The sequence below is a fragment of the Pseudooceanicola antarcticus genome (assembly GCF_900215355.1).
In the GTDB taxonomy this organism is placed as follows: Bacteria; Pseudomonadota; Alphaproteobacteria; order Rhodobacterales; family Rhodobacteraceae; genus Pseudooceanicola; species Pseudooceanicola antarcticus.
On record NZ_OBEA01000003.1, the window covers coordinates 73,818 to 87,565 of the forward strand.

At 66.5% G+C, this 13,748-nt stretch carries 9 protein-coding genes; 3 read left to right on the forward strand and 6 right to left on the reverse strand.

Annotated elements, in window-relative coordinates; genetic code table 11:
• Position 1 precedes the first annotated feature (1 nt).
• Positions 2-1,555, reverse strand: coding sequence for a multiple monosaccharide ABC transporter ATP-binding protein (gene mmsA / locus CRO50_RS08260; RefSeq protein WP_097145436.1), 1,554 nt, complete (start codon positions 1,553-1,555; stop codon positions 2-4).
• 114 nt (positions 1,556-1,669) lie between these two features.
• Positions 1,670-2,722 (reverse strand): multiple monosaccharide ABC transporter substrate-binding protein, encoded by a 1,053-nt coding sequence (chvE, locus tag CRO50_RS08265; RefSeq protein WP_097145888.1) that lies wholly within the window; start codon positions 2,720-2,722, stop codon positions 1,670-1,672.
• Between the two features lie 168 nt (positions 2,723-2,890).
• Here chvE and CRO50_RS08270 point away from each other — a divergent pair, with 168 nt between their 5' ends.
• Positions 2,891-3,808 carry a LysR family transcriptional regulator gene (locus CRO50_RS08270; protein WP_097145437.1) on the forward strand — a complete coding sequence of 306 codons (918 nt, stop codon included), beginning with the start codon at positions 2,891-2,893 and terminating at the stop codon, positions 3,806-3,808.
• A 215-nt stretch (positions 3,809-4,023) separates the two neighbouring features.
• Here CRO50_RS08270 and glpK read toward each other — a convergent pair whose 3' ends face one another.
• The 4 genes from glpK to CRO50_RS08290 form a co-directional block, all read right to left on the reverse strand.
• A complete protein-coding gene (glpK, locus tag CRO50_RS08275) occupies positions 4,024-5,508 on the reverse strand; it encodes a glycerol kinase GlpK (protein ID WP_097145438.1) in 1,485 nt (494 codons plus the stop codon).
• A gap of 21 nt (positions 5,509-5,529) precedes the next feature.
• The gene (glpD, locus tag CRO50_RS08280; protein WP_097145439.1) at positions 5,530-7,104 is read right to left on the reverse strand and encodes a glycerol-3-phosphate dehydrogenase; all 1,575 of its coding nucleotides are present in this window, start codon (positions 7,102-7,104) and stop codon (positions 5,530-5,532) included.
• Between the two features lie 82 nt (positions 7,105-7,186).
• Positions 7,187-7,831, reverse strand: coding sequence for a phosphoglycolate phosphatase (gph, locus tag CRO50_RS08285; protein ID WP_097145440.1), 645 nt, complete (start codon positions 7,829-7,831; stop codon positions 7,187-7,189).
• A gap of 234 nt (positions 7,832-8,065) precedes the next feature.
• Positions 8,066-9,190, reverse strand: coding sequence for an aromatic ring-hydroxylating oxygenase subunit alpha (locus CRO50_RS08290; protein ID WP_097145441.1), 1,125 nt, complete (start codon positions 9,188-9,190; stop codon positions 8,066-8,068).
• 327 nt (positions 9,191-9,517) lie between these two features.
• Between CRO50_RS08290 and CRO50_RS08295 the strand changes: the two genes are divergently transcribed.
• The gene (locus CRO50_RS08295; RefSeq protein ID WP_097145442.1) at positions 9,518-11,434 is read left to right on the forward strand and encodes a glycosyltransferase; all 1,917 of its coding nucleotides are present in this window, start codon (positions 9,518-9,520) and stop codon (positions 11,432-11,434) included.
• Positions 11,431-13,743 carry a glycosyltransferase family 2 protein gene (locus CRO50_RS08300; protein WP_097145443.1) on the forward strand — a complete coding sequence of 771 codons (2,313 nt, stop codon included), beginning with the start codon at positions 11,431-11,433 and terminating at the stop codon, positions 13,741-13,743. The genes CRO50_RS08295 and CRO50_RS08300 overlap by 4 nt, the downstream gene beginning before the upstream one ends.
• Positions 13,744-13,748 lie beyond the last annotated feature (5 nt).

A 13,748-nucleotide genomic window follows, 5' to 3' on the forward strand; every position in this document is an offset into this window, starting at 1 on the left:
CCTATTCCGCAGCGCCCGAGACAGGCTCGTCGACGACATCGGTGACGATCATCGACATGATCTTTTCCTGGCTGGCCTCGGCCGCCGTCAGCTCTCCGACCAGCGCGCCCTCGTTCATCACGTAAACGCGGTCGCACATGCCCAGAAGTTCGGGCATCTCGGAAGAGATCATCACCACGCCCTTGCCCTGTTCGGACAAGTCATTGATGATGTTGTAGATTTCAAACTTCGCGCCAACGTCGATACCGCGTGTCGGCTCGTCGAGGATCAGCACCTCGGGGCCTGAGAAGAGCCACTTGGACAGCACAACCTTCTGCTGGTTGCCGCCCGAGAGGTTCATCACCTTCTGGAAGACGGAAGGCGTGCGGATGTTCATCGCCTGCCGGTATTCTTCCGAGACGCGGGTCTCTTCGCCCTCGTTGATGACGCCCGATTTCGACACGCCGGGCAGGTTGGCCAGGGTGACGTTCTTCTGGATCGTCTCTTCGAGGATCAGGCCCAGCGACTTGCGGTCCTCGGTGACGTAGGCCAGGCCCGCGTCGATGGACTTGCCGACGGTCGAGACATCGGCCGTCTTGCCGTGCATCTTCACCGTGCCCGAGATGTTCTTGCCGTAGCTCTTGCCGAAGATCGACATCACGAGCTCGGTCCGGCCGGCGCCCATCAGGCCCGCGATGCCGACAACCTCGCCGGCACGGACGTTGAAGGCGGCGTTCTTGATCACCTGGCGGTCGGCGTGCTCGGGGTGCCAGACGTTCCAGTCCTCGACCTCCATCAGCATCTCGCCAGCGCGGTGCGGACGCGGCGGATAGCGGTCGGACATGTCCCGGCCCACCATGTCGCGCACGATGCGGTCCTCGGTGATCTCTTCCTTGTGCGCATCCATGGAAGACACGGTCGAGCCGTCGCGGATCACCGTCACGCTGTCCGCCACGCGGCGCACCTCGTTCAGCTTGTGGCTGATGATGATCTGGGTGACGCCCTGGGCCTTGAGTTCCAGCATCAGGTCCAGCAGGGCCTGGCTGTCGTGCTCGGAGAGCGCGGCGGTCGGCTCGTCGAGGATCAGCAACTTCACGTCCTTGGACAGGGCCTTGGCGATCTCGACCAGCTGCTGCTTGCCGACGCCGAGGCTGTCGATCAGCGTGCCGGGGTTCTCGGACAGGCCCACTTTCTTCAGCAGGTCCTCGGTCAGGCGGAAGGTCTCGCGCCAGTCCATCACGCCGTTCTTGGCGCGCTCGTTCCCGAGGAAGATGTTCTCGGCAATGGACAGCAGGGGCACCAGTGCCAGCTCCTGGTGGATGATGATCACCCCCACCTCTTCGCTGTCATTGATATCCGCGAACTGGGCCAGCTTGCCGTCGTAATGGATTTCGCCGTCATAGGTGCCGGCGGGATAGACGCCGGACAGCACTTTCATCAACGTGGACTTCCCGGCGCCGTTCTCGCCGCAGATCGCGTGGATCTCACCCTCGGTCACCGTCAGATTGACGTTGTCCAGGGCTTTCACGCCGGGGAATTCCTTGGTGATGGAGCGCATTTCAAGCAAAGAAGTCATGGCTTTGCCTTCTGCATTCTTTGAAGGGAGGTCCGCTCGCGGAGGATGCGAGCGGACCCTGAACGGCCGATCCGGTGAGGACCGGCCGCGAGCGATCGGGGGTCTGACCCGATCTTACTCGAAGGCGTCAGCGGGGTGGTAACCGCTGTCGACCACGATCTCTTTCCAGTTGGAGCTGTCCACGAGGACGGGTTCCAGCAGGTAGGAGGGGACGATCTTCATGCCGTTGTCGTAGGTGGAGGTGTCGTTGATCTCGGGCTCGGAGCCCTCGACCAGCGCTTCCACCATGTCGACGGCAACGCCGGCCAGCTCACGGGTGTCCTTGAACACGGTCGAGTACTGCTCGCCCGCGATGATGGACTTGACCGAGGGAAGCTCGGCGTCCTGGCCGGTGACGATCGGCATCTTCATGTCGCCGGAACCGTAGCCCACGCCCTTCAGCGAGGACAGGATGCCGATGGACAGGCCGTCGTAGGGGGACAGCACGCCGTGGACCATCTCGTCGGTGTAGTAGGCGGACAGCAGGTTATCCATGCGGGCCTGTGCAACAGCACCGTCCCAACGCAGCGTACCCACGGTGTCCATGCCGGTCTGGCCCGACACGATGTTGATGGTGCCGTCTTCGATCAGCGGGTCCAGGACGGACATGGCGCCGTTGTAGAAGAAGTAGGCGTTGTTGTCGTCCGGCGAACCGCCGAAGAGCTCGACGTTGTAGGGGCCATCGCCGAAGCGTTCCTTCAGGCCGTCGACCAGCGAGCTTGCCTGCTGCACGCCGACCTTGAAGTTGTCGAAGGTGGCGTAATAGCTGACGTATTCGCTGTCACGGATCAGGCGGTCGTAGGAGATGACGGGGATATCCGCGTAATAGGCGTTCTCCAGCGCGTTCGACAGCGTGGTGCCGTCGATGGCCGCGATCACCAGCACGTCCACGCCGCGGGTGATCATGTTCTCGATCTGCGCAACCTGGTTCGGGATGTCGTCTTCTGCGTACTGCAGGATGGTTTCGTAGCCAGCTTCCTGCAGTTGCTCCTGCATGGAATTACCGTCCGAAATCCAGCGGGCCGAGGACTTGGTCGGCATCGCGATGCCGATCAGACCGTCGGCATAGGCGCCGGTTGCGAACACGAGGGCGGCGGCCGTGCTGGCCGCGAGAGTCTTGAGAGTCATGATCTCCTCCACGTTAGCGGCCGGTTTGCCGGGGTATCCGGTGGGCCGCAATTATCTGGTTGGTCTCCTCAACCGCGCCTTGGGTAGCCCTAACATATCATATCTGTAAAATTCTATTTGTGCAGATTCCCATATCAATGATGGTATGCTTCATGCTAAGCCGCCGCCATGGACCTTATAAAACGTCTCAAGCCGATGCATTTTCGTCTCGTGGACGAAATCGCCCGCCGCCAGAAGCTGCAACTTGCGGCTGAGGCGCTGGCGATGTCACAACCTGCGGCAAGCCGGATGCTGGCGGATGTCGAATCCGAACTGGGCACGGCGCTGTTCATTCGGCACCCCCGCTGGATGGAGCCAACCCCGGTCGGAGAGGCCTTCCTGCGCCACATCCGGGTGATTCTCTGGGAGCTCGAGACGCTGCAGACCGAGGTCGGCAATATCGCCGAGGGCCAGGCGGGCGAGATCCGCGTCGGTGCTGTGACCGGGCCGGCCATGGGCTTCCTGATGCCCGCGCTGCGCCAGGTGAAGGCCGAAAGCCCCGACATCGAGGCGACCATCGAGGTCGGCCCCTCGGTGCAGCTGGTGCGCGGCCTGCGCGAAGGCCGGTTCGACTTCATCATCGCCCGGCTGATGCCGGACCAGGACAGCCACGAGTTCCACGTCTATCCGGCGCGCTCCGAGAACGTGGCGCTGATGGTACGCGACAGCCACCCGCTGGCCAGCCATCGCCAACTGCCGCTGGAAGCCGTGACCGGCTACGAATGGCTGATGCAGGAGCGCGGCTCTCCGATCCGCCAGGCGGTTGAGGCGGCCTTCCTGCAATCGGGCACCGCGGTGCCGGGCAATATCACCAATTCCTCGTCGCTGCTGGTGGTGCTCTCGCTCCTGGCCCATTCCGACGTGATCGCCCCGCTATCCCGCGAAGTGGCCGAGATCCTCACCGGAGATAGCCTGGGCGCGAAGCTCGTGGCGCTCGACATGGCCGAGCGGATCATCGTCTCGCCCTACTTCATCCTTGCCAACCGCGGCCAGCAATTGCCCCGCGCCACCGAGCGGGTCCTGGAAGAGGTGCTGCGGCGGCTCTAGGGGGCGCTCCCTGCGGGAGCGCAGGCCTCCGGCGGGAGTATTTTCAGCCTTGTGATGATGAGGGCCGATGCCCGGAAGGGCACCCTACTTTCCAGCTGGAGCGTGCCGCGCCCGCAATGGCGAAAGTAGGCCGCCTTTCCGGGGCCTGTCCCGCATCATCACCAAGCTGAAAATACTCCGGGGGACTCCGCGCAGCGGAGGGGGGCAGAGCCCCCTCAGGCCTGCTGGGCCGCCGCGACGGCGCGTTTCCAGGCGCCATAGAGCCGGTCGCGCTCGCCTGCTTCCATCTGCGGCGTGAAGTTGCGCTCCAGAGCCCAGCTCTCGGCGAAGCCCTCCGCATCGGGATAGAGGCCGGCGCGGTGGCCCGCCAGCCAGGCGGCACCCAGGGCCGTGGTCTCGAGCATCTCGGGCCGGTCGACCGGGGCGCCCAGGATGTCCGAGAGGAACTGCATCGCCCAGTCCGAGGCGCTCATGCCGCCGTCGACGCGCAGGGTGGCGGCACCTTCCGTCTGCCAGTCGGCCTGCATGGCCTCCAGCAGGTCGCGGGTCTGGTAGCCCACCGATTGCAGCGCCGCGCGGGCGAATTCGGCGGGGCCCGAATTGCGGGTCAGCCCGAAGACCGCACCGCGGCATTCGGCGTTCCAGTAGGGCGCGCCGAGGCCGGTGAAGGCGGGCACGAGGATCAGCTCCTGCCCCGGATCGGCACGTTCCGCCAGCGGCTGTGTCTCGGAGGCCTCGCGGATGATCTTCAGCCCGTCGCGCAGCCATTGCACCACCGCGCCCGCGATGAAGATCGAGCCCTCGAGCGCATAGGTGGTCTTGCCGTCCAGCTGATAGGCCACCGTCGTCAGCAGCCGGTGCGACGAGCGTACCGGCGTCTCGCCGGTGTTGAGCAGGGCAAAGCAGCCGGTGCCATAGGTCGATTTCATCATGCCGGGCCGGAAGCAGGCCTGGCCGAGCGTGGCCGCCTGCTGGTCGCCCGCCACGCCGAGGATCGGGATCGGGGCGCCGAAGAGGTCCGGCCGCGTCAGGCCGAAATCCGAGGCGCAGTCGCGCACCTCGGGCAGGATCTGCAGGGGGATGTCCAGCAGGGCACAGATCTCTTCGGACCATGTCCCTTCGTGAATATCGTAAAGCAGCGTGCGCGCGGCATTGGTGGCGTCGGTGACATGGGCCTTGCCGCCGGTCATGCGCCAGATCAGGTAGCTGTCGACCGTGCCGAAGAGCACCCGGCCCGCCTCTGCGCCCTCGCGGGCGCCCTCGACGTTGTCCAGCAGCCATTTCACCTTGGTGCCCGAGAAATAGGGATCGAGCAGCAGGCCGGTGATCTCCGAGACGCGCTCTTCGTGGCCTGCCTCGCGCAGCTCGTGGCAGAGCGCCGAGGTGCGACGGTCCTGCCAGACGATGGCATTGTGCAGCGGCTTGCCGGTCTCGCGGTCCCAGAGCAGCGCGGTCTCGCGCTGGTTGGTGATGCCGATGCCCGCGATATCGGCGGGTCCGAGCCCGGCCTTCTCGATCGCGGCGCGGCAGGTGGCCGCCGTCGAGGCCCAGAGATCCTGGGGATCATGTTCTACCCAGCCCGAGCGCGGGTAGTGCTGGGGAAATTCCTCCTGCGCCGAGGCGACGGGGCGCAGGTCGGGGCCGAAGAGGATGGCGCGGGTCGAGGTGGTGCCCTGGTCGATGGCCAGAATGTGTTTCATGTCGCTCCTCCCAAAGCTGTCTCAGCTGCCGGTCATGTAGGCGTCCAGCGCGGCGATCTGCCCCTCGTCGAGGCGCAGGCCCAGCTTGGTCCGGCGCCAGACCACGTCCTCGGCCCGCGTGGCATATTCGCGCTCCATCAGGAAGCGCACCTCGGCCTCGCTGAGGCCGGCGCCAAAATCACGCCCCAGCTCTAGGGCCGTGCTGGCCTCGCCCAGGATATCGTAGCACTCGGTGCCGTAGTGGCGGAACAGGCGTTCGGCCTGGCGCGGTTCCAGGAAGGGATAGTCGAGCATCAGCTGGCCGATGCGCGTCTCGGCCTCGGCGACCGGGAAGTCTCCGCCGGGCAGGGGTTCGCCGGCGGTCCAGGGGTCGCGGATCCTGGGGAAGAGGGGGGCCAGCTTCTCCATCGCGTGTTCGGCGAGACGGCGATAGGTGGTGATCTTGCCGCCGAAGACCGACAGCAGCGGCGGGCCGCTTTCCTCCAGCCGCAGCACGTAGTCGCGGGTCGCGGCAGAGGCGGACGACGCGCCGTCGTCATAGAGCGGCCGGACGCCCGAGTAGGTCCAGACCACGTCCCCGGGCGTCACCGGCTGCTTGAAGTAGCCCGAGGCGAAATCGCAGAGATAGGAGACTTCCTCGTCGGTGATCCGGGGCCTCGAGTCGGCGTCGGGGTGGTCGACGTCCGTCGTGCCGATCAGGGTGAAATCCTGTTCGTAGGGGATCGAGAAGATGATCCGCCCGTCGGAGCCCTGGAAGAAGTAGCACTTGTCGTGATCGTAGAGCCGCCTGGTCACGATATGAGAGCCGCGCACCAGCCGGATACCGGCCTGGGAGTTGCGCCCGAGGGTGCCGTTCAGCATCTCGGCGACCCAGGGGCCCGCGGCATTGACCAGCGCCCTGGTGCGGATCTGGCGGGTTTCGCCCGTGGCCGTGTCCTCGAGCGTGACGGACCATGCCTCGCCTTCGGGAGTGGCGGCGATGACCTTGGTGCGGGGCATGATCTCGGCCCCCCAGCGGGCGGCGTCACGGGCGTTGAGCACCGTCAGCCGGGCGTCCTGCACCCAGCAATCGGAATATTCAAAGGCCCGGTGCATCTCGTCCTTCAGCGGCGCGCCCTCGCGGGTGCCATCGAGCGACAGGGACCGGGTGCCGGGCAGGATCTCTCGACCGCCGAGGGTGTCATAGAGAAAGAGACCCAGGCGGATCAGCCAGGCGGGGCGGCGGCCCTTCATCCAGGGCATGACCGTATTCAGCAGCCGCGAGGTGGGGGTGTCGTTCTCGAAGCGCATCTCGGGGTGCAGGGGCAGCACGAAGCGCATGGGCCAGGAGATATGCGGCATGGCCTTCAGCAGCCGCTCGCGCTCGATCAGCGATTCGCGGACCAGGCGGAATTCAAAGTACTCGAGATAGCGCAGGCCGCCGTGGAAGAGCTTGGTCGAGGCCGAGGAGGTGGCCCCCGCCAGATCGCCCATTTCGGCCAGTCCGACGCGCAAACCGCGCCCCGCGGCGTCGCGGGCGATGCCGCAGCCATTGATGCCGCCGCCGATGACGAAGAGGTCGAAGCCAGAACGGGGAGGGCCGTCTTGCCGGGTCATATGGGATCTCGCTTGCTGCCGCCCTTGGAATTGGCGGCAGATGACAACGCGGGGGCGCGGATGTCAAAGCGAAGCCGGGGCTTCAGGCGAAGCCTTCCAGCACCTGCGGCAGCTCGGTGAAACTGCTGAAGGCGGCGCGGCAGGTCATGCCGCCCTTGCCCTTGCGATAGCCCTCGGTGAAGAGCACGAAGGGCACATCGGCGCGCAGGGCGCATTCGGCGTCGGTTTCGCTGTCGCCGACGTAGATCCGGGTCGAGGTGGTCGCCATCCGGTCGAAGGCCGCCCGCAGGGGCGCCGGGTTGGGCTTGCGGCAATCCAGGGTGTCGCCGCCGACGATGATCTCGAAGGGTTCTTCCAGGCCGAGGTGACGCAGCACGGCGCGGGCCGGTGCCTCGGGCTTGTTGGTGCACAGGCCCAGGTGGTGGCCGTCGCGGGCCAGGGCATGCAGGGTCTCGGCCACGCCGGGGTAGGGGCGGGTCAGCTCGACCGCGGCCTCGTAGAGCGCCAGGAAGCGCTCGACCATGCGGGGGCGCAATGCCTCGTCCAGCTCGCGCGAGGCGATCATGCGGTCGACGAAAATGGGGACGCCCTCGCCCATGAAGCGGCGCGCTTCCGACAGCGACAGGGGCCGGCTTTCCAGCTCGGACAGGATCGCGTTGGCAATCCCCTGCACATCCCGCGCGCTGTCGATCAGCGTGCCGTCCAGGTCGAAAACGATACGGGCCATGGGCCTCCCCCCAAGAAACAGTCGGTCCGCAACTTCGCGGGCCGGAACACAACGGGCGGGCAGGGGGCAAATGGCCCCGACTGCGCCACCTATCCTGACTAGGGGTGGCCGGAGGGGAGGGAAACGAAGAAACGTACCGCGCGGCGCGTCGGCCGGGCGGGCTGCTCAAAGCTTTGGCAGTCGGGGCAGAGAGGCGGCGTTCGGCGAAATCCCCGGACGCCGCAGGGGCCGGTGCTAGCCCGGCATGCGCTGCGAGATCCAGCGGGCGAATTCGTAGTTCGGCCGCTCCAGGTGGCTCAATGCGCCGGGGCGGGCCAGGCGGCCCTGCATGCCGCGCCAGACGCGCTCGGTGCAGCCGCGATCCTCGTCGTTGACGTGATCCAGCAGGCCCTTGAGCGTGGCGAAATGCGCCTCCCGGTCCGGGTCGGCGGCGAAGTCGGGATGCAGCCCGCCACCGTAGAGGATCTTGACGTGGCCCGGCCCGTCGGGGGTCAGGCAGAGATACCAGAAGTAGCCGGGCGTCAGGGTGATCAGCAGCGAGGGGTAGATCGCCATCAGCCAGGTGCGCAGGCGGTCCTCTCCCTGCAGGTCGGTGTTGTCCTTGTGGGCGATCGACAGGGCGATCGAATCGTCCTTCAGGATATGGTGGTAGTTGAAGTGTTCGCGGCCCTCGGGGCAGGTCATCTTCTTCAGGTCCACCGCCCCGCCGATGGTGCCGCCGTGGCACATGGGCAGGTGGTAACTTTCCATGAAGTTCTCGGCCAGGATCTTCCAGTTGGTGTTCCAGCGGTGCTCTTCGCGGAAGACCTCGACATAGTGCGACATGTCCAGGTAGCCCACAAGGTCATCGACCTCGGCCAGCTGTTCCGCAGGGTCCGGCAGATCGGGGTTCAGGGTGACCATGATCCAGCCGTTCCAGTCGACGCAGCGGATCGGCGGCAGGCCGTTCTGTTCCTTGCAGAAGCTCTGGTTCAGCTCCATCGCCGGGGCGCCGCGCAGCGAGCCGTCGAGCGAGTAGGTCCAGGCGTGGTAGGGGCAGGTGATCACGCGGGCATTGCCGCGCCCCTCAAGCAGCACCGACATGCGGTGGCGGCAGACGTTGGACATGGCGCGCAGCTGGCCTTCACGGTCGCGCAGCACCAGCACCGGCTCGCCCGCGATCTCCATGGTCAGGTAGTCGCCCGGCGCCTTCAGCGCGTCGACGCGGCCGGCGCAGAGCCAGGAGGTGGCGAAGATATGCTCCTGCTCGAGCGCCGCGAATTCCGGCGAGGTATAGACCGAGGTCGGCATGGCCTGCGCCCTGTCGAAGGGCACCGCGACATTGGCGCGCAGTTCGGCGGCTGGGTCATGGATGTTCATCTGGCTCTCCCTTCCTGCGGCAGATCCGGGGTTCGGAACCGGCTGCCCGGAGCAAGAGGTTCGCCGGTTTCGGGCAGAAAGCAAGGTAAACCGCAGCCGGCAGGGGCGCGGGGCAGTCGCAGGGGTGAAAGCGCAGGCAGCGGGGGCGGCGGGGCAAGGCCCGCCCCGGAGCGCGCGGATGCAGGGATTGCCAAGGCGCTCACTCTACCTTTCGGAGAGCAATTTAGTACAATCGCCGGATTGACGCATCCCCTGCGCGGTGTGAATAACTTTGTAGGGATGCCCTGCGGCAATTCCATTCTCGCGGGATATGCAGGGAGGTTTGCATTGGTGCTCTCGATCCTCAAGTCGGTCACACCCTGGCTTCGCAAGGCGCAGAACCCGTTGCGCAAACCGGACCCCTCGGTTCTGGTGCAGGTGGCGAAGCAGGTCGATGGCGGAGAGTTCGAGGCCGCGCAGGCCGAGTTGCTGTCGCTGCGCCCCACACGCCTGAAGGATGTCGAGCGCCGCCTGACGCTGGTTCTCTGGATGAAGCTCTGGAGAGAGCGCTTCCGAGAGGATACCGCGGCGCTGGACCAGACGCAGCACTGGTTCGACCGGCTCGAGACGTCGCGCCAGAGCGGTGATATCTGGCCGTCCATTGCCACCTGTGAAGCCCAGTTCGACACCATCGGCGGACAGGAGGCGACGCGCAGCCTGGTCCTGGCCATCTGGAACTGGCTGCCCGACACCGATTACGGGCTGCAATACGCGGTGCTGTCGAAGTGTTTCCTGGGCGGCGATACCGCGCTTCTGGAAGACCTCTTCGAGCATCTGCTGAAGGATGACCGGGGCTTCGTGCCCGATTACTGGCAGTACCAGACCCTTGCCCGGCGCTGGTCCGAGCTGGGCGGTGCCCGCCCCGAGGCCCGCGTCGCCGACCTGCTGGAGCGGGCCGAGCGCGAGGAGCTGACGGATCTTTTCGACATCTACCGCTGCATGCTGCGCCAGACCGACGTGGCCGGCGCCTTCGAGCGCGCGGCGGATCTGACCGACCCGGTGGAGCGCGAGCGCCTTGCGGGCTCGCTGCTGGGGGCCTCGCAGCCCAATGCGCTGATCGAGGCGGCGGTCGCACTGCATGCCAAGCTTAGCGAGGAGCGCGACGAGCTGGACTTCATGCAGGCGCGGCTGGCCATCGCCCAGTTGCGCTGGGAGGATGCCCTGGCGCTGACAGGCCCGCTGCTGGATCACCGCGAACTGCGGGACCAGGCGGTTTGCCTGCGCGCCCTGGCGCTGGCCCACCTGGGGGACCATGACAACGCCCGCGCCGCCGTCGAACACGTGCGCTTCGGCCAGCGCGCGCCCTGGTTCCTGAAGGGCCGGGCGGCGATGATCGGCATGACCCGGCGGCTGCTGGAAGACGGCGGCCAGCCGGTCGAGGCCCTGGCCTCGCCGGCGCTGGCGGTCAGGCAGGGCCTGCCCATGGCGCAGGCGCTGTGGATCGGGCCCCGGCTGCGCTGGATCGAAGAGCTCTCGATGAAGAGCTACCTGCTGAACGGCTGGCGCTACAAACTCTATGTCTACGACCCGCCCGAGAACGTCCCCGAGGGTGTCGAGCTGGCCGATGCCGCCTCGATCCTGCCCCGTGACATGGTGTTCACCGAGGGCGACAGCAGCGGCGCGCACAAGGGCTCTCTCGGGGCCTTCTCGGATCTCTTCCGCTATGCGCTGATCCACAAGCGGGGCGGCATGTGGACCGATACCGACGTGGTGAACCTGCGCCGTTTCGATCCCGACGGCGTGCGCATGATCGCCTCGGAGTGGACGGACGCCGGGCTTGTCGGGCCGAATGGCGCGATGATGGCCGCCCCGGCGGGCGACCCGCTGCAGCGACTGGCGCTGGAGACCGCGCAGGAGTTGCTGCGCGACAGCACCCTGCATTTCGCCCGGATCGGCCCGGAGCTGCTGGCCGAGCTGCTGGGCGACCTCGGCGCGGGCAGCTACCGTCTGCTGCCGCCGCAATTCCTGAACCCCATCGGCTGGATGGAGGTCGGGCGGCTGATGGAGCCCTACGAGGCGGTGCGCGCTTCGCAGAGCCTGGACCATGCCCATAACCTGCACCTCTACACCGAGACCTGGCGCACCATCGGCCTGGGCGTCAACGCGCCGCCCGAGGGCGCGGGCTTCCTGCCCACGCTCTATCGGCGCATGATGGAGGCCGACCGTCCCGGACCCGACCGCGTGAGAGAGATCATCGCCGCATGAACATGGTCCCCAAAACCTCCGCCCAGCCCCTGCATGTCGTGAACCTGAAGGATGCGCTCGAGAGTGGGCTGACCTTCGGTCAGCTGCTGCCCAAGGGGGTCGATGTCGGCATCCTGATCGACCGCGAAACGCGGATCGACCTGCTGGAGGCCGCCCTGGCCAAGAGCCGCGAGTGGGGCGATCTGCGCTGGAGCCTCTGCATCAGCCGCCGCCTGTCGCATCTGAGTGACAATGGCCGCCACTGGCTGGATTTCACCCGGTTTCTGCTAGCCGCGCAGGACCATGCCGCGGCCGCCCGCGCCCTGGCCGAAGTGCGCCGCGAGGATGTGAAGGCCGAGGGCTGGACCGATGTCGCCTTCCGCGTCGCCATTGGCCTGCGCGACGAGGCCCGTGCCCGCGAGATCATCGCCGAGCTGCCAGAGGACAGCCCGCTGACCGCGCCGCTGCGGCTGGAGCTGGTGAAGGGCCTCTTCGTCTGGGGCTCTTATGCCGAGGCGCGCCGCGAGTTGGACGCGATCATCGCAGAGCATGGCGCCACCCCGGCCAGTGCCATGGCCGATGCGAGGCTCGTCATGGCCGAGGAAGGCCCCCTTGCCGCGCTGAAACGCCTGGACGAGCATTCGGACGTGCTGCCGCCAGCCTCGGAGGCCTATCGCGGGCTCAAGCTGGAATTCATGATCCACCGCGGCCGCTACAACGAGGCGCTCGACCTGGCCCTGGCCTGGCTCGAGGATGCACCGCTCTCCGAGGCGCTCTATGGGCCCGCGGCCTGGGCAGCGCGCGAGGCAGACCGGGCGGTGGAATTCGGCGCCGTGCTGTCGGAATTGAACCGCAAGTACCCCTCGCGCCTGTCGCTGGCCGAGGCGCTCTGCAACCATGCCATCGAGATTGGCGACCAGGCGGCCTATGCCCGCACCCTGCGCCAGATCCGCGAGCGCGGCACCTGGACCTGGATGCTGCTGCAGTTCTCTGCTGCCTGCCACAGCCCGCTTGAGACCAACGTGGCCAGCTTCTTCCGGATGCTGCGCTCGGATGGCATCCGCTATCCGGGCGTCTCGGTGCTCTACGCGGTCTTTCTCTACTACTACCAGCATGAGACCTCCTGGCTGGAGCAGGCCCACGAGCTGGTCGAGGAGCTGCGCGGCAGCGCGATGAACGACCCCTCGGTGCTGGCCCTGCACCTGCGGCTGCTGATCGCGCTGAACCGCGACGAGGAGGCCGAGGCCGCCTATGACGCGCTGCCCCGGGGCATGACCCGCGTGGCCGAGCTGGCACCCTTCCGGATGTACTTCCAGGCCCGCGCCGGGCAGGACGAGGAGGCCCGCAAGGGCTGGGTCCGGCACCTTGGCGAGACCGCGCATATCGCGCTCAATGCCCGCTCTTCCTACCCCGAAGAGGTGCAGATCCGCTTCGACGGCACGCCGGGACAGGTGCTGAGCTTCACCACCGTCTTCAACGGCATCGAATACGTCGAGTGGTTCCTGGGCTACTACCGCGACCTGGGCGTCGACCATTTCTTCTTCGTCGACAATGGCTCAACCGATGGCACGGTCGAATTCCTGCGCGACCAGCCCGATGTCTCGTTGCTGAGCAACCCCGGGAGCTTTGCCGCCTCGGCCTGCGGCGTGTTCTGGCTGAACCACGTGATGCGCCGCTACGGGGTGGGGCACTGGTGCCTGCACCTGGACATCGATGAGGCGCTGGTCTTCCCCGGAATGGACAGCGGACGCAGCCTGGCCCAGATGCTGGCCTATTTCGACGCCAACGGCTTCGAGCTGGCCGGCGGGATGATGATCGACATCTACCCCGATGCGTTGCAGTCGGGCGAAGAGTCGAATCCGTTCGAGGCCAGTTGCTACATCGACCGCGACTATGTCTCGATGCGTAACGAGCTGCCGCCCTATGCCTTCGTCAAGGGTGGCATCCGTGCCAAGCGCACCGGACGCAGCCTGATGATGACCAAGGCGCCGCTGGTGAAGATGCGCCCCGACACCGCCTATTTCGCCAACAACCACAATTGCGGGCACCAGAAGATGGCCGATATCTCGGTCGCGTTGCTGCACTACAAGTTCATCGGCGCCTTCACCGCGCGGGTGAAGGAGGCGGTCGACCGGCGGGAGCATTTCCAGGGCGCCCACTTCTACAAGCTGCTGCAACGCGACTTCAGCGAGAAGGCGGGCGGGGAACAATTGGTCTCGGGCTCTTCTGTGCGCTACCGTGGGGCAGCGCACCTGGTGGACCTCGGTCTGCTCAGGACCTCCTCTGCCTGGGAGGGCCATGAATGGCGTGCGGGAGTTGATGACGAGTAGGAGAG